We start from the raw sequence: 22,251 nt of genomic DNA, 5'->3' as shown, positions 1-22,251 counted from the left end.
ATTAAAGATAAAAGAAGATAGTCATTTATCTCTTTGTTATAAAAAACTCGTTTCAGATAATTTGAAACGAGTTTTTTTTTAAGACAAATTTTTAAAATACCAAAACCATAATTTTTAACTATTAAAATCATTGATTTAACAATTTAAAGTCTTTGAAATAGTAATTTGTTAATTTGAGGATTTCTCTTGAAAACTACACCGTTTTCGGAGTGGTTTTATTATATTTGCTCCGCTCATTTTGAGCCAACTATACCTTTCACATCGCCATTCTTTGGCGATACGATTATAAAAAAAAAAGAAAATGACACAGAATTCAAAAATTTTTTACACCTTAACTGATGAGGCGCCTTTATTAGCGACTTATTCTTTTTTACCAATTGTTCAGGCATTTACAGCTACGGCTGGTATCGCAATTGAAACCAGAGATATTTCGTTGGCAGGCAGAATTTTATCTAATTTTCCTGAGACTTTAACAGCTGATCAAAAAACCGGTGATGCATTGGCTGAATTGGGCCAATTGGCTACACAGCCTGAAGCAAACATTATCAAATTACCAAACGTTTCAGCATCAGTACCGCAATTAAAAGAAGCTATTGCTGAATTACAGTCGCACGGTTACAAAATTCCTGATTTCCCTGAAGATCCTCAAAACGATGGTGAAAAGGAAATCAAAGCAAAATATGCAAAAGTTTTAGGTTCTGCTGTCAACCCGGTTTTACGTGAAGGAAACTCTGACCGTAGAGCACCAAGAGCGGTAAAAAACTTTGCAAAAGCAAATCCACACTCAATGGGTGCATGGAATTCCGATTCAAAAACAAAAGTGGCTTCAATGCCAAATGGTGATTTCTACGGAAGTGAAAAATCACTTACAGTTACTGAAGCTAATGATGTTAAAATAGAATTTATAGCTAAAGACGGTACAACTACTGTTTTAAAAGAGAGTACCCCATTAAAAGCAGGTGAAATAATTGACAGTGCTGTTTTAAGTGTAAAAACCTTAAAATCTTTTGCTGCTGAAGCAATTGCTGAAGCCAAAAAAGAAGGTATTTTACTTTCCGTACATTTAAAAGCGACTATGATGAAAGTTTCAGATCCAATTATCTTTGGCGCTATCGTCGAAGTTTATTTTGCTGATCTTTTCAAAAAATATGAGACTTTATTTAATGAAATAAATATTGATACAAGAAATGGTTTAGGTGATATCTATGCAAAAATTGCAGGAAGACCTGAGCAGGCTGAAGTTGAAGCCGACATTACTAAAGCTATCGAAAACGGACCGGCTTTGGCAATGGTAAATTCTGATAAAGGAATTACAAACTTGCACGTTCCTTCTGATGTTATTGTTGATGCTTCTATGCCGGCTATGATTCGTACTTCAGGACAGATGTATAATAAAGAAGGAAAACAACAAGATACCCTTGCTGTTATTCCGGATCGTGCTTACGCCGGGCTTTACACGGCTACTATTGATTTCTGTAAAAAACACGGTGCTTTTGATCCTAAAACAATGGGAAGTGTTCCAAACGTAGGCTTGATGGCTCAAAAAGCAGAAGAATACGGATCTCATGATAAAACTTTCCAAATTCAAGGTGACGGAGTTGTTCGCGTTGTAGATAACAAAGGAACAGTTTTAATGGAACAAACAGTTGAAACAAATGACATTTTCAGAATGTGCCAGGCGAAAGATGCTCCTATTCAGGACTGGGTTAAACTGGCTGTAAACAGAGCTCGTTTATCTAGTACTCCAGCTGTTTTCTGGTTAGATGAAAACAGGGCACATGACAGGGAATTAATCGTTAAAGTTGAAAAATATTTAAAAGATTACGATACATCAGGTTTAGACATTAGAATTTTAAATCCAATTGCTGCTACTGAATTTACTTTAGACAGAATCATTAAAGGTTTAGATACGATTTCTGTAACAGGAAACGTTTTACGTGATTATTTAACAGATCTATTCCCTATTTTGGAATTAGGAACTTCTGCTAAAATGTTATCTATTGTTCCGTTAATGAATGGTGGTGGTTTATTCGAAACTGGTGCCGGAGGTTCTGCTCCTAAACACGTTGAGCAATTTACAGAAGAAGGATACTTACGTTGGGATTCATTAGGAGAATTTTTAGCGCTTGGTGCTTCATTAGAGCATCTAGGACAATCTTTACATAATTCTAAAGCAATTGTTTTATCTGAAACTTTAGATGAAGCTAACGATAAATTTCTTGCTAACGATAAATCTCCGGCTCGTAAAATTGGTCAGATTGACAATCGTGGATCTCATTTTTATCTCGCATTTTATTGGGCTCAGGCTTTGGCTGCTCAAAATAAAGATGCAGAATTGAAAGCGATCTTCACTCCAATTGCTGCTGAATTTGAAGCTAATGAGGCTAAAATAGATGCAGAATTAATTGGTGCTCAGGGAAAACCTCAAAATCTTGGCGGATACTATCAGCCAACACCTGAATTAGTGAGCAAAGCAATGCGTCCAAGCGCAACATTCAATTCTATTCTTGCTAAAATAGCATAATTAAAACATAGTAAAATCTATATATTTTAAAAGACAATCAGAAATGGTTGTCTTTTTTTTATCAATTTCATTCCGTTTTCTATTTTACGAAAGAAGTAACTTTTAAATTTAGGCTACAACAACAGTAGATTTGGCTACATTAATTGTCTGTTTGTTACTGAACTTTGCAACAACAAATAAACAGAAAACATGAAAATTACAATTACAGGTTCATTAGGAAACATCAGCAAACCTCTTACTATTGATTTATTACAAAAAGGACATACCGTTACCGTTATTAGCAGTAATCCTGAAAAACAAAAAGTCATTGAAGATTTAGGCGCAATTGCAGCAATTGGCTCACTTGAAGATGTTACATTTCTTACGCATACATTTACCGGTTCAGATGCGGTCTATATTATGGTACCTCCAAATAATTATTTTGATCAAAATCTTGATTTATTTGAATACTATCTGCGATTAGGAAACAAGTATGCAAAAGCTATTGAGCAATCCGGCGTAAAACGTGTAGTAAATTTAAGTACTATTGGCGCTCATTTAGCAGGAGGATCAGGTATCCTCACAGGAGCTCATCATCTGGCTAAAATCCTAGATAAACTTCCGGAAGAAATAGCCATTACACATATGCGGCCTACTTCTTTTTATTATAATCTGTTGGGATATGTCGAGATGATAAAAGCACAGGGATTTATTGCCGCTAATTATGGTGCAGATCATACTGTCCCATGGGTTTCGCCTATTGATATTGCTGATGCTGTTGCCAATGAAATTACCACCCCATTTGCAGGAAGAAAAATACGTTATGTAGTAAGCGAAGAACTTACAGGAGACGAAACTGCCCGTATTCTGGGAGAAGCTATCGGAATGCCAGAATTAAAATGGAAACTTAGCAGTAATGAAGATACCTTGGCCGGATTGACAGCTATTGGTATGAATCCAAAAATTGCTGCAGGTTTGGTCGAAATGTATGCTGCTCTCTATAGCGGATTATTAGGAGAAGATTTTCAAAACAATAAACCATCCGTTATGGGTAAGGTAAAACTAAAAGATTATGCTAAAGAATTTGCAGCGATTTTTAATCAAAAATAAGTACCTTGTAATATGGCAGTCAACCAACCACTTCGAATAAAAAGCATCAGCGAATTTCATCATTTTAGAAATTTGCCCAAACCAAAGCACCCTTTAATCAGCGTGTATAGTTTCGAAGATATGAAAAAACTTCACGAGGAGGAGCCAAAAAGTATTATGCTTGATTTTTATTCGATTGCACTCAAAAGATGTGTGAATACTAAGATGCGTTATGGACAACAGGAATATGACTTTGATGAAGGCATCTTGTTTTTTATTTCGCCCGGACAGGTTTTTTCGATCATATCCAATGCAGAGATGCAACATGAGGGTTGTTCGTTACTTATTCATCCCGATTTTTTATGGAATAACCCACTGGCACAAAAGATAAAGCAATATGAATATTTTAGTTATGCAGTACATGAAGCGTTACACCTTTCGAACAAAGAAGAAGCAATAATTATTGGCATTATAAAAAATATTGAAGAGGAATATCATTCTAATATCGATAAATTTAGTCAGGACGTAATTATCGCTCAAATAGAATTGCTGCTTACCTATGCTGAACGATTTTACCAACGTCAATTTATTACGCGAAAAATCAGCAATCATAAAATTTTGGCTCTTCTGGAGACCATGCTTGAAGAGTATTTTAACAGTGGTTCAATAAATAGAAAAGGATTGCCAACTGTACAATATATTGCAGAAAACTTACATATATCACCCAATTATTTAAGCAGTATCCTAAAAACAATAACTGGAAAAAGCACCCAGCAGCATATCCATGACAAACTTATCGAAAAGGCAAAACAAAAACTCTCTACAACAAATTTGTCCATAAGTGAAATTGCATTCGAATTAGGTTTTGAACATTCTCAGTCTTTTAGCAAATTATTCAAAACAAAGACTTTAGTTTCGCCTTTAAAGTTTAGGGAATCATTCAACTAGCAATCAAATAATTTTACCCATTAATTTGATATTTTTTGATTTTAATTATCAAAAAATATCAAATTAATTTTTATAAATAAGCGAACATTCATTTATATTTAATACTTTCGCATTATAAAAAACAAATATAATGCGAACAAGAGATCCAAACAAAGAAGATGCTGTAAAACAAAAGGCTATTGAAATGCTTGTAAAATATGGCATTGAAGGATTTGGAATGAATCGACTGGCAAAAGAAAGCGGTGTTTCTGTAGCGACACTTTATATTTATTATTCTGATAAAGAAGATTTGATAAAGAAAATAGGAACAGAAATCGGACAGACTTTTTTTAGTGAAATGGTAAAAGATTTTTCACCAACCATGCCTTTTAAGGAAGGATTGCGAAAACAGTGGGAAAACAGAGCACGCTTTGCTCTAAAAAATCCTTTAAAAGTAGCTTGTTGGGAAGCTTTGAGCCATTCCAGTTACCGGGATAATATTTTAGAAGAAAGCCTTGCTGATTTTAAAAAAACAATGTGGAGTTTTATCGAAAATGCTTTAGAAAAAAAAGAACTGCTGCCAATTTCTATTGAGGTATTCTGGAGCGTGGCTTATGGTCCTTTATATTCCTTACTTCGTTTTGAAAATGAAGGAAAAAGCTTTGGCGATACGCCCTTTAAACTCACAAAAGAAAAAATGGATGAGGCATTTGAATTAGTAATAAAAGCACTGACACCTTAATAATAATATCAAGATATGGAAAACACACAAAACATATTGGTATTTGCAACCAACATTCGAACCCATAACGACAAACAATTAATAGGCCGGACACTTAATGAAATTTTAGAAATCCATCAGTGGAATATTGATCAGGAAGATATTGATTGTGTTTTACGAGTTGTAAGCACAACATTGTCAGAAGAACAAATAATCCATATTGTTAATAAACATAATTTCAATTGCAAACCATTAGACTAGACTACAATGAAAGAACAAAAACAAACTATCCCGTTTACAGGCTACCAAAAATTTGCTGTTTTTATACTTGCCATTACTCAGTTTACCGTAATTCTGGATTTTATGGTAATGTCGCCCTTAGGCGATATTTTAATGAAAGATCTGGATTTAAAGCCAACACGATTTGGTTTAGTGGTTTCTGCCTATGCTTTCAGCGCTGGAATTTCTGGACTTCTTACAGCTGGTTTTGCGGATAAATTCGATCGAAAAAAATTATTATTATTCTTTTATATTGGTTTTATTGGAGGAACAATTTTGTGCGGAATTGTGACTTCATATCCTTTACTTGTAGCAGCCAGGATAGTTACAGGTTTATTTGGTGGTGTTATTGGTTCCATCTCTATGGCAATTGTGGCCGATTTGTTTACTCTTGAGCAACGCGGCCGGGTTATGGGGTTTATACAAATGGGGTTTGGAGCAAGTCAAATTTTAGGAATCCCAATTGGGCTTTATCTTGCTAATGCCTGGGGATGGCATGCGCCATTTTTATGGGTTGCTGCAATGGCCGGAGTTGTAGCTATTTCAATTGCTTTTAAGTTACAGCCGATAAACAAACATCTTTTGATTCAAAAAGATAAATCAGCTTTTAATCATTTAATTCATACACTCGCCAAAAAGGATTACAGAATCGGATTTACTGCTACTGCCCTACTGTCAGTTGGTGGTTTTATGCTAATGCCTTTTGGTAGTGCTTTTGCCATCAATAATCTGCATATTACGCAACATGAATTGCCCATTTTATTCATGATTGCCGGATTATCTACCTTGGTAATTATGCCAATTATTGGAAAATTAAGCGATACCATAGACAAATTCAAAATATTTGCAATCGCCTCTATTTGGACAATCGTTACAGTTGCTATTTATACTAATTTAAGCGTTACCCCGTTTTGGCTAGTCTCTATTTTTAACGTATTGATGATGGCAGGAGTGATGAGTCGTATGATACCTTCTACAGCATTGGTCACTGCGATACCTGTAGCAGAAGACAGAGGCGCTTTTATGAGCATCAATTCTTCTTTACAGCAGATAGCAGGAGGAATTGCAGCTGCCTTTGCAGGAATGATAGTTGTTCAAAATGATAAATTCAGCCCACTGGAACATTATAGCACATTAGGTTATATAATTATTGGTATTTCGATTTTAACCATAGTGCTTATGTATCGTGTGAGTAAGCTGGTGAAAAAAAACACATCAGGAAATACACTAAACATTCCTGTGATTAATGAAATTTAAGTTCTAAGAAAAACGAATAGTTTAAATCTAAAAGACAGCTTTAAAAAAGTTGTCTTTTTATCCCAACCATCCATCCCTATCCAGACTACGATATTGAATAGCCTCAGCAATATGTGATGAAATTATTTGAGTAGCACCATCAAGGTCCGCAATTGTTCTGGCAACCTTCAAAATCCGGTCATAGGCTCTTGCTGAAAGATTCAAACGTTCCATTGCTGTTTTCAGTAAGTCTTTAGATTGTTGGTCAAGAACACAATACTCCCGAATCAATTTACTGCTCATTTGTGCATTGTAATGAACATTGGCCAATTCTTCAAACCTAATGGATTGCAATTCACGTGCTGCCGTAACCCTTTCCCGGATCGAAACACTGCTTTCTGCTTTATTGTCATCCGATAATTTTTCGAAAGGAACCGGTGTAACTTCAATGTGAATATCAATTCGGTCCAATAAAGGTCCGGAAATTTTACTCATATAGCGCTGCATTTCATGCGGAGAAGAAGTATTAGGCATCGAAGGATCGTTAAAAAAACCACTCGGACTTGGATTCATGCTTGCTACTAACATGAAAGAAGAAGGATAAGTAACGGTAAACTTGGCTCTCGATATGGTAACTTCCCTGTCTTCCAGAGGCTGACGCATCACTTCTAAAACATCTCTTTTAAATTCTGGTAATTCGTCGAGAAACAAAACACCGTTGTGTGCCATGGAAATCTCGCCAGGCTGAGGATAACTTCCTCCCCCAACTAAGGCCACATTCGAAATAGTATGATGCGGACTTCGAAATGGCCTCTGATTCATTAATCCTACTTCTTTTAATTTACCTGCTACACTATGAATTTTTGTTGTTTCTAATGCTTCCCTCAAAGTCATTGGAGGCAGAATACTGGGCAAGCGTTTGGCTAACATGGTTTTTCCTGCTCCGGGCGGACCAATCAAAATAATATTATGACCTCCGGCTGCTGCAATTTCCATACAGCGTTTAATGCTTTCCTGACCACGTACATCTGAAAAGTCAAATTCAGGAAAATCAAGGGTTTTATAAAATTCTGCACGTGTATCGATTGTGGTAGGTTCTATAGTTCCTTTTCCTTCAAAGAAATCAATGACTTCCTGAACATTTTCAACTCCGTAAACATCTAACCCTGTAACTATGGCAGCTTCTTTTGCATTTTGCTTTGGAAGAAAAAAGCCCTTATAACCTTCTTCTTTCGCCTTGATCGCAATTGGCAAAGCGCCTCGTATGGGCTGTAAACCTCCATCAAGAGAAAGTTCACCCATGATAATATAGCGGTCAATTTCATTATTTTTGATCTGATCAGAGGCTACTAATATTCCTATCGCAAGTGTTAAATCATATGCAGAACCCTCTTTTCTCAAGTCTGCAGGCGCCATATTAATAGTTATTTTTTTTCCGGGTAACGAATATCCGTTATTTTTAAGAGCTGCCGCTATCCGATAACTGCTTTCTTTTATCGCATTATCCGGTAATCCAACTAAATGATAACCAATTCCTTTGTCTATATTTACTTCCACTGTAATAGTAGTAGCTTCCACTCCAAAAACAGCACTTCCAAAAACTTTAACTAGCATAATTTTTAATCATTAAATATTTTTTAAATCTAATGAAAAATAATAACCTGTAGCCTTTTTAATACAAAAATATAATACAAAAATTAATAAAAGATAAAGCAGCAAAATTGTAAAAAAATAAAAAGTCAGGTTTTGATTGGAATTAAACCATCATTTTTGCGTATCTTGCAAAAAAAATATTCAATTTCTATCGAATATTCGATTTCTAATTCTTGAAATCGTACTGCAATTATTTTTTTTGCATCTATACAATCTGCTGAAAATATACTATCAGCATAATTCTAAAATTTTAAAAATGGAATTTAAATTAATTAATCCAGACTCTGGATACGATGAAACATGTACACCAACAATCGTTGCCGCTTTTTTACATACTCATTTGGAACAATATGGCGACAAAACAGAAGATATTCTTAAAGCTATAGATTATGCAATAAATCCTGAAAAAGGAGGGAATATTGTCGTTGGTTTAGAGAACCAAAAAATTGTTGGAGCAGTAGTTTTAAATAATACGGGAATGAAAGATTATATTCCGGAGAACATTCTGGTTTATATTGCTGTTGATAATTCGGAACGAGGAAAAGGCTATGGAAAAAAACTAATGGAAAAAGCTATTTCTATTACTGAGGGAAATATTGCACTGCATGTAGAACCTGATAATCCTGCCAAAATACTTTACGAGAAACTTGGATTTACAAATAAGTATCTGGAAATGCGCTTAATTAAATAAACCGTATTAATTAATTCAAAAATAATTAAAGCCCAATGGCATTCATAAAATTATATCGAAAGAAACTAAAAGAAAACTACAATTTCCTGAATTCACTTTTTGAATCAAAAAATATTGAATGGGGAGTTGTCTCAAAGCTTTTATGTGGAAACAAGCTATATTTAAAAGAAATTATTTCATTAGGAGTCAAAGAAATACATGATTCGAGAATAAGTAACCTAAAAAAAATAAAACACCTAGATTCTACCATTCAAACTGTTTATATAAAACCTCCCGCTAAGCGAAGTATTTCGAACGTAGTAAAATATGCCGATGTAAGCTTTAATACTGAAATTTATACGATTCAAATGCTTTCAGACGAAGCAAAAAAGCAGGATAAAACCCATAAAGTCATCATTATGATTGAAATGGGAGATTTGCGAGAAGGTGTCATGGGCGAAGATCTAATCGAATTTTACGGAAGAATCATTAGCATGCCCAACATATCAATTTCAGGAATTGGAACCAACTTAAATTGTCTTAGCGGAGTAATGCCTACTCAGGATAAGCTTATACAATTAAGTTTATACAAGCAGCTTATCGAAGCTAAATTTAATATTACAATTCCGTGGGTTTCAGGCGGAACATCTGTTGCTGTTCCTTTATTGCTTAAGAATGCAAGACCAATGGCTGTAAATCATTTTAGAATTGGAGAAGCCTTGTTTTTTGGTAAAGATTTATTTACCGGAGAAACGATGAAAGGAATGCATAATGATGTTTTTAAACTTTTTGCAGAAATCATTGAAATAACCGAAAAACCGGATACTCCAACTGGAGAACTGGGCGAAAATGTGGCTGGAAATACTTTTTCAATGCAAGATACAAAAGACTTTAGTAGAACTTCTTTGAGAGCAATTCTGGATATTGGATTATTAGATATGCAGCCCCAATATTTAGAACCTGTCGATAAGGAAATTACAATTGTTGATGCCAGCTCTGATATGTTGGTCTTGGATATTTCTAATTCATCTCAAAAATATAAAATAGGTGATTTAATTTCCTTTAATATTAAATATATGGGTGCACTGTATTTATTAAGTTCTAATTATATTGAAAAAAACATTGAATAAGCCAATCCTTTTTTAGAATTCCAATCCTATCTGATTTTTTACTTCTTCAACTATTTTACTGAGCTCTAAACTATTTTGATGTGACCAAAGTTTACTTTCAATTTGGTTATCTTTAATACAATCATGACATTCAATGGCTTCATGTGCATAACCTTTTCCAATATTAGGAATGTTGAATTTTTCTTCCTGCTCATTTTCAATAATAGAATATCCTTCAGTCATAAACCATGGAGAATTAACATCAATTCTTCCTTTGGTGCCACTAACGGTAGCTTTCATATCAGAAGCTGACACTAAACCTGCATGTAAAACGGCCTGAGCCGACTCGTATTGTAAAATCATAGTAGTCTGTAAATCGACACCAGTGGTGTGATAAATTGATTTTGCAATGATTTCTTTTGGAATTCCGAGTGTAACATATGATAAAAATAGAGGATAAACCCCAATGTCATAGAGAGCACCGCCTCCTAATTTTTTATCTGTTAATCGCGTTCCTAACTCCCTGTTAATAAAAGCAAAATCAGCATTAACATATTTTACTTCTCCAATGTCACCATTTTTAACTTTGGACAAAAGCTCTCGGATAGATGGAATGAATCGGGTCCAAAAAGCTTCCATAAAAAATTTATTGTGTCTTTTTGAAGTCTCAATCATTTTCAAAGCATCATCATATGATAATGATAAAGGTTTTTCACATAATACATGTTTGCCATTTTCCATCGCTTTTATTGATAATTCAGCGTGTGAATCGTGTGGGGTTGCTATATAGATAATATCAACCTGATCATCTTTAAAAATTTCATCATATGATCCATAAAATTTATTGCAATCGTGCTCTTTTGCAAATTGTTTAGCTTTATGTACATCTCTGGAAGCTACTGAAGTTAATTTGGCTTCGTCAATCAATTTTAAATCTTTAGCAAATTGATTAGCAATGTTTCCCAAACCAATAATTCCCCATCTTATTTTGTTTATTTTTTCCATACATCTATTTTTCAAACAGGCTATTTTAAAGGACTTATAAAACTTTATTTAAAATAAAGATAAGATTCTAAATAATTGAAAAAAATTAAACTTGTGGAATTGCATATATTTTATATTTTTATAACAAAATCACACACTTACATGACAAAATACATTTTACTTCTCTTTTTGAGCGTTTTTTTAACAAAAACACATGCTCAGGATTATTTTCCAGTTAACGAAAGCGTACATAATAAAAACAATAATTTTACTGTTTTTACGAACGCTATTATTTACATTACACCAACCCAGAAAATAGAAAAAGGAACTCTATTGGTTCAGGATGGTAAGGTAGTTGGCGTTGGCACGAATGTTACAATTCCAAAAAATGCAATTACAATTAATCTGGAAGGCAAGTCAATATACCCTTCCTTTATTGATGTTTTTACTAGTTTTGGTATTGAAAAACCAAGACGCAACTTAGCTTTTAATAGGGAAGATAATGTTTACGACACAAAAAAAACAGGCCATTATTGGAACGAAAGTATATTATCTGAATTGAACGGATATGAAACATTCAAATATGATCAGCCAAAAGCCGAGGAATTATTAAAAGCTGGTTTTGGAATTGTGGGAACACATATACATGACGGAGTAGCACAAGGAACCGGAGTTTTGGTTGCTTTGAATAATACAGAAAGTAAAAATCAAATTATCTCCAATAAAATATCCAATCACTTTTCTTTCAACAGAAGCGCATTAACGAATCAGGCTTATCCAAGTTCATTAATGGGATCAATGGCATTGCTTCGCCAAATGTATCTGGATCTGGATTGGTACAAAAAAGGAAATTCAACTACGAAGGATTTGTCATTAGAAGCTTTGTCCGAAAATGAAAAACTAATACAAATATTTGCATCAGAAGATAAACTAAATAGTTTAAGAGCCGCAAAAATTGCAAAAGAATTTGGCTTAAATTACATTTTAAAAGGAAGCGGAAATGAATTCGAGAGAATAGACGAAATCAAAAATACCAATTCAAAATTTATTATTCCTATCAACTTTCCTGAAGCTTATGATGTTTCCAACTCTTATTTGTCTAATCAGATAGAATTAGCAGATATGCGTTTTTGGAATCAGGCTCCAACCAATCTAAAAGTCCTTTCGGATAATGGAATCGTATTTGCTTTAACAACTGACAAATTAAAAAAGACAGAGGATTTTAGAACTAATCTTTTAAAATCTATTAAATATGGTTTTGATAAAACAAAAGCTTTAGAAGCATTAACTACTGTTCCGGCAGCAATTTTAGGCAAAAGTAACGAGATTGGAAGTTTAAAACCTGGAAGTTATGCCAACTTTGTAATTACTTCCGGAGAAATCTTTGATGAAAAGACAGTGCTCTACGAAAACTGGGTTCAGGGAACTAAATATGTTGTAAACGACATAAATGCAAAAGATATTCGTGGCAATTACAACCTGACTATTGGAAATGAAACTTTAAAGTGGAAAATAGAAGGAACAGCTGAAGCGCCAAAATCAGAAATAACGACTACTGATGATAAAAAGATAAAAAGTACGTTCTCTATTTCAAAAAACTGGGTTTCATTACTGATAAAAACAAACGATACCATAAAATCCAATTTTACCCGTTTGACAGGATTGGTTGAAAATACAGATGCCATATCAGGAAAAGCAGAATTATATAATGGAAATCAGGTCAATTGGACAGCGGTTAAAACTTCTCCTTTTATTATTGTAAAAGATACTATAAAACCTGAAAAACCTAATCCTGTTATGCCAACCACTTTTCCTAATATTGCTTTTGGAAATTCAAAGAAATTAAGCGCACAAACTTTATTGTTTAAGAATGCCACGGTTTGGACAAATGAGAAAGACGGAATTCTAACGGAAACTGATGTATTAGTTAAAAATGGAAAAATTGTATCGGTTGGTAAAAACCTTTCAGATACAGCTGCCACAATTATTGATGCAAAAGGAAAACATCTTACCAGCGGTATTATCGATGAACATTCACATATCGCCATTTCAAAAGGCGTCAATGAAAGTGGTCATAATTCGACTGCCGAAGTTACAATTGAAGATGTAGTCAACTCTGAAGATATCAATATTTACAGGGATTTAGCCGGAGGTGTAACCATATCGCAATTATTACACGGTTCTGCCAACCCAATTGGTGGCCGCTCTGCTATTGTAAAATGGAAATGGGGATTATCTCCGGATGAAATGCTGTACAAAGACCAGCCAAAGTTCATCAAATTTGCTCTGGGCGAAAATGTGAAACAGTCTAATTGGGGAAATATTAATCCTTCACGATATCCTCAAACCAGAATGGGAGTTGAACAGGTTTTTACAGATTATTTTCAACGTGCCAAAGAATATGATGAAAGCTGGAAAAAATTCAATGCTAATCCTAAAAAAGAAAAAGCACCAAGAATTGACCTGGAATTGCAGACACTTGCCGAAATTTTAAATAAAAAACGTTTTATTACCTGTCATTCCTATGTGGAATCAGAAATATTAATGTTAATGAATGTTGCTGATAAATTCAATTTCAAAGTCAATACCTTCACCCATATTCTCGAAGGATACAAGGTTGCCGATAAAATGAAAGAACATGGTGTTGGAGCTTCTACATTTGCTGATTGGTGGGCTTATAAATTTGAGGTAAATGATGCCATTCCGTTCAACGGACCTATTATGCATAATCAGGGATTAGTAGTTGCATATAATTCTGATGATGCAGAAATGTCCAGAAGACTGAATCAGGAAGCAGCAAAAGCCGTAAAATATGGTAACATTCCTGAAGAAGAAGCCTGGAAATTTGTCACTCTTAATCCAGCCAAATTATTACACATTGATGATAAGGTTGGAAGTATTAAAACAGGAAAAGATGCCGATTTAGTTCTTTGGAGCGACAATCCTTTATCTATTTATGCCAAAGCAGAAAAAACTATCATTGAAGGTGTCGTTTATTATGATATTGAAAAAGACCTTGAAAAACAAGATGCGATCACAAAAGAAAGAAATCTTTTGATTGGACAAATGCTGCAGGAAAAAAACAAAGGAATGAGTACACAGGAACCAACAAAAAAAGAGAAAAAAGAATATCACTGTGATACTTTGGAACAATATTAAAGAGACAATTTCAAATAAAAACACTACTATGACATTTAAAAACATATATATTTTGCTATTGCCTTTTTGTATGACAATACAAACCAAAGCACAGCAAATTCCAGCGGCAAAACAAATAAAATCGGTTTTGATACTAAATGCTACAGCACATTTAGGAAATGGGAAAATAATAGAAAACAGTGCCATCGGTTTTAAAGATGGCAAACTAACTTTAGTAACCGATGCCTCAACAATCAGACTTGCAGATAATGCGTATGACAGTACAATTGACGCCACAGGAAAACATGTTTATCCTGGGTTTATTGCCCCTAATTCTACTTTAGGATTAGTAGAAATTGATGCTGTAAAATCATCTGATGATCAGGAAGAGATTGGGAGTATCAATCCAAATGTGAGAAGTATCATCGCTTATAATTCAACTTCAAAGGTTACGGAGACTGTTCGTCCAAACGGAATTCTAATGGCTCAGATTGTACCTCGCGGCGGACGAATTTCAGGAACCTCCTCTATCGTACAGCTGGATGCCTGGACTTGGGAAGATGCAATAATAAAAGAAAATGACGGAATGCATATGAATTTCCCATCAGGATTCAGAAGAACAGGAAGCTGGTTTGAACCCGGGATTATTGCGCCTAATAAAGAGTACGAAAAACAGGTAAATGAAATCAACAGTTTTTTTATCAACTCCAAAGCTTATTTAGGAGATACCTCAAAAGAAAGAAATTTAATCTTTGAATCGACAAAAGGTCTTTTTGATGGTACGCAAACTTTATTCATTCATGCAGATGAGGAAAAACAAATCATTGATGCTATTCAGTCTGCTAAAAGTAATGGAATAAAAAAAATAGTCATTGTTGGAGGTTTCGAAGCCTACAAAGCAGCCGATTTATTGCTGAAAAATAATATTGGTGTACTTTTAAGACGTGTACATGATATGCCAACAAGTGATGATCAGGATATAAGAACACCTTTTAAAATGGCCAAGATACTTACAGATAAGGGTATTCTAGTAGGTCTTGAAAACAGTGGCGATAATGAACGTATGAATACCCGCAATTTGCCATTTTTAGCTGGAACATGTGTTGCCTATGGATTGGATAAGGAGAAAGCCTTACAATTAATAACTCTTAACACAGCTCAATTATTAGGCATTGATACACTCTGCGGCTCTTTGGAAATAGGAAAAGATGCTACTTTGTTTATTTCCGAAGGTGATGCCCTTGATATGCGAACAAACCAATTGTCAAGTGCATTTATTCAGGGAAGAGCCATTAGTCTGGAAACGCACCAGACTAAATTAAACAAGAAGTATAAAGAAAAATACAATCAGAAATAATTTTATAAAGCATCATTTGAAACAATCATTTGATGCTTTTTTTTTAATGTATTTCTAATCTTTTTATAAAACAACCTTAATTATGTTATAAATTCTTTTAAAATTGAGTTTATAATTATTTTTTATAACAGTATTTAGTATTAAGTAACCTTGGCTTTGAAGAGCACATTAATAAATCATCAATTTTAAGTATGTTTTAACAAATAGGCGCAAAATCAAGGGGGTTAAATTGAAAAATTAACAAAAATTAAACATTCAACACTATTTTTAATGGGGGTGTCAAATGATTTTATATTTTTATCAAAATTTTTAAAACTAAATAACTATGCGAAAAATTATTTTAAGTGTGATACTAATCACAATTCTGTTACTATCTATTTTTTCTATTTCATTTTTCACTGAATCAAAAACATTAGGCGCACATGTTGTCGAATTAAAAATGGATACCGGTGATACGGCATGGATGATTGTTGCAACTGCTCTTGTATTGTTAATGACTCCAGGATTAGGTTTTTTCTACGGAGGTATGGTAGGAAAGAAAAATGTAATAAGTACTATGTTGCAAAGTTTCATGGCAATGGTAATTGTTACAGTTCTATGGGTAGTTGTTGCTTTCGGATTATGTTTTGGTCCATCAATAGGCGGATTCATTGGAAATCCAACTTCCAATCTTTTCTTTCAGGGAGTAAGTGCCAACACAGCATGGGAATTAGCACCAACAATTCCTTTTATTCTTTTCGCTTTATTTCAGGCAAAATTTGCAATTATCACACCTGCTTTAATAACTGGAGCTTTTGCTGAACGTGTACGTTTCTGGGCTTATTTATTATTCATGGTTTTATTTATATTATTAATCTATGCTCCATTATGTCACATGACCTGGCATCCTGATGGATTATTCTTTGGATGGGGAGTTTTAGATTTCGCCGGAGGGACAGTAGTACACATGAGTGCTGGTTGGGCTGCATTGGCTGGAGCTATGTTCTTGGGAAAAAGAAAAGTACAAAAAGTTAACCCTGCCAGAATTACTTATGTATTATTAGGTACAGGTTTATTATGGTTCGGATGGTTTGGTTTCAATGCCGGTTCTGCCGTTGGAGCAGGAAGTCTCGCTGCCCAGGCTTTAGGTACTACAACTATTGCAGCTGCTTCTGCGGCAATGGCATGGGTTTTCCTTGATAAGATTTTAGGACATAAATTATCTGCAATGGGAGCCTGTATTGGTGCAGTTGTAGGACTGGTTGCTATTACACCTGCTGCTGGTTTTGTTTCTATTCCTCACGCTTTAGCAATTGGTATTATTGCTTCCGTAATTAGTAATCTTGTTGTTAGTAAATTTCCTAAAGGAAAAATTGATGATGCTCTTGATGTTTTTGCGTGTCACGGTGTTGGAGGAATGGTAGGAATGCTATTAACTGGTGTTTTTGCTTCTAACGCTGTAAATTCAGTTGTGGGTGATAACCAGGGGTTAATTTTTGGAGATGCTACTTTATTTCTAATCCAATTAAAAGCTTTAGTATTGGTTTCAATATTTGCTTTTTGTGGATCTTATGCACTGTTCTTTATTGTAAATAAAATTACACCTCTACGCGTAAGTGAAGAAAAAGAAGAATTAGGATTAGATATTTCTCAACACGGAGAATACCTATAAAAATAATAAATACTAGCCAAGCTAAATAAAAAAGCACTCTGGAACAAGATTTCAGAGTGCTTTTTGTTTGAATTAATATAATCTGCTTGTAATATATTTAGAAGCAATACGTTTCTTTTCTTTCAAACCTGTATTCCCGCTTTCGGCTTTATCTTGTTCCGTAAACTTCACAAGGATGCCGCTTCATCGGGGCTAGATTACAAAACATGTTTTTTTCAAGATCCTAATCAAAATAAAATTATTTGAAATTTGAAATCCCGGTTTTCAACCAACTTAAATATTCCTCTACTCCTACATAACTTATCGTAGGTTTTGAATCATTTAAATTATTACCATTCAAATCTGTCAAAACATATAAAGGCTGTGTATTCGTTTTATATTTTGAAATCATAAATTCTGTCCATTTATCACCAATAGTTTCAATTTTATCTCCAGAAGCTGTTACAAATTGTTTATCCTCCGGCAACTCACGCTTGTCATCAACATACAAGGAAATCAAAACAACATCATTATTCAAAATTGATAAAACGTTTGGATCAGACCACACATTGTTTTCCATTTTTCTGCAATTCACACAGGCATGTCCGGTAAAATCAAGCATAATAGGTTTATTAACTGACTTTGCATACGCTAGCCCATTTTCATAATCATCAAAAATAACAATACCATGAACCCCTATTTTAGCTCCTTTTGGTAAATTTTTTGAAGGTACAGCATTTGAACTTCCAATACCATACGGACTCTCACTGTATTGCTGAGGCGGAGGAAAAGCACTGATCAATTTCAAAGGTGCACCCCAAAGTCCAGGAATCAGATAAACCGTAAAAGCTAAAGTTATTAATCCTAAATATAATCTTCCTACAGAAATATGCTGCAAAGGACTATCATGAGGTAAGGTTAATTTTCCAAATAAATACAAAGCCAACGCTCCAAAAATTGCTATCCAGATTACAAGAAAAACTTCTCTTTCCAATAAATGCAGTTGTAAAACCAGGTCTGCATTTGATAAAAATTTAAAAGCGAAAGCCAATTCCAAAAATCCTAAAACCACTTTTACCGTATTCAGCCATCCACCTGACTTAGGCAATGAATTCAACCAGCCCGGAAACATGGCAAACAGCATAAATGGTAAAGACAATGCCAATGAAAAACCAAACATTCCAACAATAGGACCAACAACTCCATTGGTTGCTGCTTCAACTAAAAGTGACCCTACAATAGGTCCTGTACAGGAAAAAGATACAATTGCCAAAGCTAAAGCCATAAACAATATTCCAATTATCCCGCCTCTGTCAGCCTGCTGATCTACTTTATTTGCCCAAGAATTAGGAAGCATAATTTCAAATCCTCCTAAAAACGAGGTAGCAAAAATAACTAACAAAATGAAAAAACCAACGTTAAACCAAACATTGGTCGCTAAAGAATTCAAAGCATCAGCACCAAAAATCCAGGACACCAAAAACCCCAGCAAAACATAAATTACAATAATTGAAATTCCGTAAATAATTGCATTTCTAATTCCGGCAGCTCTCGTTTTGCTTTGTTTTGTAAAAAAACTTACCGTCATCGGAATCATCGGAAAAACACAAGGCGTTAACAATGCAGTAAATCCAAATAAGAAAGCAACAAAAAAGATAGACCATAAACTTCTTGCGGAAGCTGGCATTTCAGCTTTCACAGATTTTCCAGCTGGTTCATTTTTAACATTTTCTGTAGTTTTTACAGACTCACTTAAAGTATCGACAGCAATCCCAGTAACTTTCGTTTCGTCTAATTTTGACTCTGTTATGGTTGGAATCGTAGCACTTACTTTTAGTAAGGATGGAACTATAATAGAGAATTTTTTATTAAGATTAATGCAAACGTCTTTACATATCTGAAAATCAAATTCAACATCCACTGTTTTTAAAATGGGATTTAGGATCTTAATCTCTTGTTCAATATGGGCTTTCCCTTCAAAAAAAGTTTCATTCACTCCAAAAATATCATTGAATGCTGTTCTTGTTTTTCCTTCTTTGGCTTTTCCAACCAGATTATAATTCCCTTTTTGGTTTTTAAAAGCTATTTCCAAAGGTAGAGGCCCGCCGTCAGGAGTAAACTGCGAATAAATGTGCCATTCTTTTTCAATAACCCCATCAAAAATCAAAACAAAATTAGTATCTGATTTCTTTTCAATTTTAGCGTTCCATTTTACAGGTTCCAAAATCTGGGCATTCACTTTTACAAAAGCAAAGCTTAAAAGCAATAAAAAAACAATAGCCGTATTCGAAAAAATTTTAAATGTTACGGTTTGATGACAGGAGTTTGAATTCATCTTGTATTTCAATTTTAAGTATTTTGTTTGAGGTATTTTCAATTTTAAACCGCTCGTCCTGCCTGATTCCCAACACCCAGATAATTTGGTCTTCAGAACATAAAATCCACGTATTCTCTTTTTCAATCAATGATAACTTTTCATCTTTAAAAAGCTTGCTTACTTTTTTCGATTTACCTTGCATTCCGAAAGGATAAAAAGAATCACCGTTCTTCCATTTACGTAAAATCATTGGAAACCGGATTTTTTCTGCGTCAACAAAGATAGTTGTATTTGAATTTATTGTGATGTTATCCACAATAGAAAGTATCAATCTTAAGGGAAAATTAACTTCTGTGTCATTTTCTTCAATTTTATATTCTTCCTTAGGATCAATTTCAGGAATCGGACTTAATATCAAAGTTGTTCTGTTTTTCAATAGCCTGAATTCAGGTGCTACTACTTGCTTTCCTGATTGCGAATCAACCAAATCATAAATATCATTCCATGCTGAAAATCCAAATTCGTTCAGCCATTGGTATAAATAGGATTTATAATTGGGAAGTTTTTTAAGCTGATGCAGGTCAAAATGTATTTCATCTCCAGCTTCTTTTGCTACTTGCTGGTAAATCATGATCGAAGCATCTTCGACCATTTCATTGGATTCCTGTAAATAGGATTGCGTTTTTTGAAAAGCCTTTAAAAAATCGGGATTAATTTCTTTTAGAACCGGAATCAAATCATGACGAATTTTATTCCGTAAATATTTATTTGAAGCATTACTGCTGTCTTCCCTCCATTCAATCATATTCTCTTTTGCATATTTCAGGATTTCCTCTCTGGAAAAAGGCAAAAGCGGACGAATAATTTTATCATTTTGTTCCGGGATACCAATAAGTCCTTCTAATCCTGTTCCGCGGCTTAAATTGATAATAAAAGTTTCTAAATTGTCATCTGCATGATGTGCTGTTAAGATGTAATCAAATTTATGGGTTTCTAAAAGTTCATAAAACCAACTATATCTCAATTCGCGAGCGGCTACCTGAGTCGAAAGCTTATAATCTTCTGCAAAAGCCTCTGTATCAAATTGCGTTACAAAAAAGGTAATATTATTTGTCTTGCAATAGGATTTAATAAAATCCTGATCACCAAAGCTTTCTAATCCGCGCAACTGAAAATTGCAATGCAAAACAGCTATTTCATAAGGTAATTGCTGAAATAAATGCAATAAAACCATACTATCCAAACCACCACTAACAGCGAGAAAGAGTTTTTTATTTTCCAGAAACGGAAACCTTAAAGCAATATGATTTTTAAAGATGGAGAGCATTTATAAAATTAAAAAATGAATATATTTTGAACTTCAAAATTAGGCTTTTAATATGAATGCAATGAAGCATCAAATAATCTAATTTGAAAATTTAAGGAAGCTGATCCTGTAATTTTTTAATATCATCCCGCAATTTGGCAGCCTGCAAAAAGTCTAATTCTTTTGCCGCTTTTTCCATAGATTTACGCTTCTCACGAATCATTTTTTCTAATTCGGGTTTTGATAAGTATTTGGTTTCAGGCTCCGCTGCAGCTGATAAGCTATGTCCCAGTTCATATTCTACCAAGGGATTTTTAGTAAAAGCACTTTCAATTTTTTTGTTTAGCGCCTGCGGTGTTATTCCGTTTTCAACATTAAAATTTATTTGTTTGGTTCTGCGATATTCCGTTTCATCCATTGTTTTCTGCATACTTGACGTAATTTTATCGGCATACAAAATAGCCTTTCCGTTTAAATTTCTGGCTGCACGTCCAATAGTCTGTGTCAACGATCTGTGATTACGTAGAAAACCTTCTTTATCGGCATCTAAAATAGCAACTAGCGAAACCTCTGGTAAATCCAGACCTTCACGAAGCAGATTGACTCCAATTAACACATCAAAAATTCCTTTTCTCAAGTCCTGCATGATTTCTATACGCTCCAAAGTATCTACTTCTGAGTGTATGTAACGACAACGAACGCCTACTTTTGTTAAATATTTGGCTAATTCCTCAGCCATTCTTTTGGTTAGGGTTGTTACCAAAACCCTTTCATCCAATTCACAACGCACCTGAATTTCTTCAATCAAATCATCAATCTGATTCAGGCTTGGTCTTACTTCAATAGTTGGATCCAACAAACCCGTGGGGCGTATCACCTGTTCAACTACTACTCCATCCGTTTTTTGCAATTCATAATCAGCCGGGGTTGCAGAAACATAAATCACCTGATTTTGCATGGCTTCGAACTCTTCAAATTTCAAAGGACGATTATCCATTGCAGCTGGTAAACGGAAACCATATTCCACTAAATTCTCTTTTCGGCTTCTGTCTCCGCCAAACATGGCATGCACCTGCGAAACGGTTACATGGCTTTCATCCACTACCATTAAATAATCTTTTGGAAAATAATCCAGCAAGCAGAACGGTCTTGTCCCTGGCAATCTTCCGTCCAAATAGCGGGAATAATTTTCGATTCCTGAGCAGTAGCCTAATTCCCTGATCATTTCCAAATCGAAATTGGTACGTTCTTCCAGACGTTTTGCTTCAAGATGTTTCCCTATTTCTTTAAAATAATCGACTTGTTTAACCAAATCCTGCTGAATTTCCCAAA

Annotated in this window: 16 protein-coding genes; 11 read left to right on the top strand and 5 right to left on the bottom strand. The window is 34.3% G+C overall.

Annotation, left to right across the window (positions count from 1 at the left end):
* Positions 1–301 precede the first annotated feature (301 nt).
* From ABI657_RS15215 to ABI657_RS15190, 6 genes are all read left to right on the top strand, one after another.
* Positions 302–2,524: an NADP-dependent isocitrate dehydrogenase gene (locus tag ABI657_RS15215; protein ID WP_348098125.1), complete on the top strand. Its 2,223-nt coding sequence runs from the start codon at positions 302–304 to the stop codon at positions 2,522–2,524.
* Between the two features lie 189 nt (positions 2,525–2,713).
* Positions 2,714–3,613 (top strand): NAD(P)H-binding protein, encoded by a 900-nt coding sequence (locus ABI657_RS15210; RefSeq protein ID WP_348098124.1) that lies wholly within the window; start codon positions 2,714–2,716, stop codon positions 3,611–3,613.
* Positions 3,614–3,625: 12 nt separating this feature from the next.
* On the top strand, positions 3,626–4,540 hold the full coding sequence (locus ABI657_RS15205; RefSeq protein WP_348098123.1) for a helix-turn-helix transcriptional regulator: 915 nt from the start codon (positions 3,626–3,628) through the stop codon (positions 4,538–4,540).
* Positions 4,541–4,670: 130 nt separating this feature from the next.
* Positions 4,671–5,261 carry a TetR/AcrR family transcriptional regulator gene (locus ABI657_RS15200; protein ID WP_348098122.1) on the top strand — a complete coding sequence of 197 codons (591 nt, stop codon included), beginning with the start codon at positions 4,671–4,673 and terminating at the stop codon, positions 5,259–5,261.
* Positions 5,262–5,276: 15 nt separating this feature from the next.
* Positions 5,277–5,501 carry a hypothetical protein gene (locus ABI657_RS15195; protein ID WP_348098121.1) on the top strand — a complete coding sequence of 75 codons (225 nt, stop codon included), beginning with the start codon at positions 5,277–5,279 and terminating at the stop codon, positions 5,499–5,501.
* A gap of 6 nt (positions 5,502–5,507) precedes the next feature.
* Positions 5,508–6,776 carry an MFS transporter gene (locus ABI657_RS15190; protein ID WP_348098120.1) on the top strand — a complete coding sequence of 423 codons (1,269 nt, stop codon included), beginning with the start codon at positions 5,508–5,510 and terminating at the stop codon, positions 6,774–6,776.
* Between the two features lie 57 nt (positions 6,777–6,833).
* On the opposite strand, the gene ABI657_RS15185 is transcribed toward ABI657_RS15190, so the two are convergent.
* Positions 6,834–8,369: a YifB family Mg chelatase-like AAA ATPase gene (locus tag ABI657_RS15185; RefSeq protein WP_348098119.1), complete on the bottom strand. Its 1,536-nt coding sequence runs from the start codon at positions 8,367–8,369 to the stop codon at positions 6,834–6,836.
* Positions 8,370–8,664: 295 nt separating this feature from the next.
* Between ABI657_RS15185 and ABI657_RS15180 the strand changes: the two genes are divergently transcribed.
* Together ABI657_RS15180 and ABI657_RS15175 are read left to right on the top strand one after the other, a co-directional pair.
* Positions 8,665–9,099 (top strand): GNAT family N-acetyltransferase, encoded by a 435-nt coding sequence (locus tag ABI657_RS15180; protein ID WP_348098118.1) that lies wholly within the window; start codon positions 8,665–8,667, stop codon positions 9,097–9,099.
* Between the two features lie 35 nt (positions 9,100–9,134).
* Positions 9,135–10,208, top strand: a complete 1,074-nt coding sequence (locus tag ABI657_RS15175; protein ID WP_348098117.1) for an alanine/ornithine racemase family PLP-dependent enzyme — start codon at positions 9,135–9,137, stop codon at positions 10,206–10,208.
* A 12-nt stretch (positions 10,209–10,220) separates the two neighbouring features.
* On the opposite strand, the gene ABI657_RS15170 is transcribed toward ABI657_RS15175, so the two are convergent.
* Positions 10,221–11,192 carry a Gfo/Idh/MocA family oxidoreductase gene (locus ABI657_RS15170; protein ID WP_348098116.1) on the bottom strand — a complete coding sequence of 324 codons (972 nt, stop codon included), beginning with the start codon at positions 11,190–11,192 and terminating at the stop codon, positions 10,221–10,223.
* A gap of 141 nt (positions 11,193–11,333) precedes the next feature.
* Between ABI657_RS15170 and ABI657_RS15165 the strand changes: the two genes are divergently transcribed.
* From ABI657_RS15165 to ABI657_RS15155, 3 genes are all read left to right on the top strand, one after another.
* Positions 11,334–14,330: an amidohydrolase family protein gene (locus ABI657_RS15165; protein ID WP_348098115.1), complete on the top strand. Its 2,997-nt coding sequence runs from the start codon at positions 11,334–11,336 to the stop codon at positions 14,328–14,330.
* 28 nt (positions 14,331–14,358) lie between these two features.
* Positions 14,359–15,666, top strand: a complete 1,308-nt coding sequence (locus ABI657_RS15160; protein ID WP_348098114.1) for an amidohydrolase family protein — start codon at positions 14,359–14,361, stop codon at positions 15,664–15,666.
* A 325-nt stretch (positions 15,667–15,991) separates the two neighbouring features.
* Positions 15,992–17,317: an ammonium transporter gene (locus tag ABI657_RS15155; RefSeq protein WP_348098113.1), complete on the top strand. Its 1,326-nt coding sequence runs from the start codon at positions 15,992–15,994 to the stop codon at positions 17,315–17,317.
* 238 nt (positions 17,318–17,555) lie between these two features.
* Here ABI657_RS15155 and ABI657_RS15150 read toward each other — a convergent pair whose 3' ends face one another.
* The 3 genes from ABI657_RS15150 to ABI657_RS15140 all read right to left on the bottom strand — a co-directional run.
* Entirely contained in the window at positions 17,556–19,631 is a 2,076-nt protein-coding gene (locus ABI657_RS15150) for a cytochrome c biogenesis protein CcdA (RefSeq protein WP_348098112.1), read from the bottom strand.
* A complete protein-coding gene (gene tilS / locus ABI657_RS15145; protein WP_348098111.1) occupies positions 19,594–20,940 on the bottom strand; it encodes a tRNA lysidine(34) synthetase TilS in 1,347 nt (448 codons plus the stop codon). The genes ABI657_RS15150 and tilS overlap by 38 nt, the downstream gene beginning before the upstream one ends.
* Positions 20,941–21,031: 91 nt before the next feature.
* A partial coding sequence (locus tag ABI657_RS15140; protein WP_348098110.1) for a helicase-related protein occupies positions 21,032–22,251 on the bottom strand: 1,220 nt, incomplete at its 5' end.

The organism is Flavobacterium sp. (assembly GCF_039930565.1).
Taxonomy (GTDB): Bacteria; Bacteroidota; Bacteroidia; order Flavobacteriales; family Flavobacteriaceae; genus Flavobacterium.
The sequence above is the reverse complement of the archived record's forward strand: the minus strand, read 5'-3'. Positions and strand labels throughout refer to the sequence as shown.

Excerpts from the sequence above, each read along its gene's own strand:
- ABI657_RS15195 (WP_348098121.1), top strand. The coding sequence starts at position 5,277 with ATGGAAAACACACAAAACATATTGGTATTTGCAACCAACATTCGAACC.
- tilS (WP_348098111.1), bottom strand. The coding sequence starts at position 20,940 with ATGCTCTCCATCTTTAAAAATCATATTGCTTTAAGGTTTCCGTTTCTG.
- ABI657_RS15180 (WP_348098118.1), top strand. The coding sequence starts at position 8,665 with ATGGAATTTAAATTAATTAATCCAGACTCTGGATACGATGAAACATGT.
- ABI657_RS15200 (WP_348098122.1), top strand. The coding sequence starts at position 4,671 with ATGCGAACAAGAGATCCAAACAAAGAAGATGCTGTAAAACAAAAGGCT.
- ABI657_RS15185 (WP_348098119.1), bottom strand. The coding sequence starts at position 8,369 with ATGCTAGTTAAAGTTTTTGGAAGTGCTGTTTTTGGAGTGGAAGCTACT.
- ABI657_RS15160 (WP_348098114.1), top strand. The coding sequence starts at position 14,359 with ATGACATTTAAAAACATATATATTTTGCTATTGCCTTTTTGTATGACA.
- ABI657_RS15175 (WP_348098117.1), top strand. The coding sequence starts at position 9,135 with ATGGCATTCATAAAATTATATCGAAAGAAACTAAAAGAAAACTACAAT.
- ABI657_RS15210 (WP_348098124.1), top strand. The coding sequence starts at position 2,714 with ATGAAAATTACAATTACAGGTTCATTAGGAAACATCAGCAAACCTCTT.
- ABI657_RS15190 (WP_348098120.1), top strand. The coding sequence starts at position 5,508 with ATGAAAGAACAAAAACAAACTATCCCGTTTACAGGCTACCAAAAATTT.
- ABI657_RS15170 (WP_348098116.1), bottom strand. The coding sequence starts at position 11,192 with ATGGAAAAAATAAACAAAATAAGATGGGGAATTATTGGTTTGGGAAAC.
- ABI657_RS15150 (WP_348098112.1), bottom strand. The coding sequence starts at position 19,631 with ATGAATTCAAACTCCTGTCATCAAACCGTAACATTTAAAATTTTTTCG.
- ABI657_RS15165 (WP_348098115.1), top strand. The coding sequence starts at position 11,334 with ATGACAAAATACATTTTACTTCTCTTTTTGAGCGTTTTTTTAACAAAA.
- ABI657_RS15205 (WP_348098123.1), top strand. The coding sequence starts at position 3,626 with ATGGCAGTCAACCAACCACTTCGAATAAAAAGCATCAGCGAATTTCAT.
- ABI657_RS15215 (WP_348098125.1), top strand. The coding sequence starts at position 302 with ATGACACAGAATTCAAAAATTTTTTACACCTTAACTGATGAGGCGCCT.
- ABI657_RS15155 (WP_348098113.1), top strand. The coding sequence starts at position 15,992 with ATGCGAAAAATTATTTTAAGTGTGATACTAATCACAATTCTGTTACTA.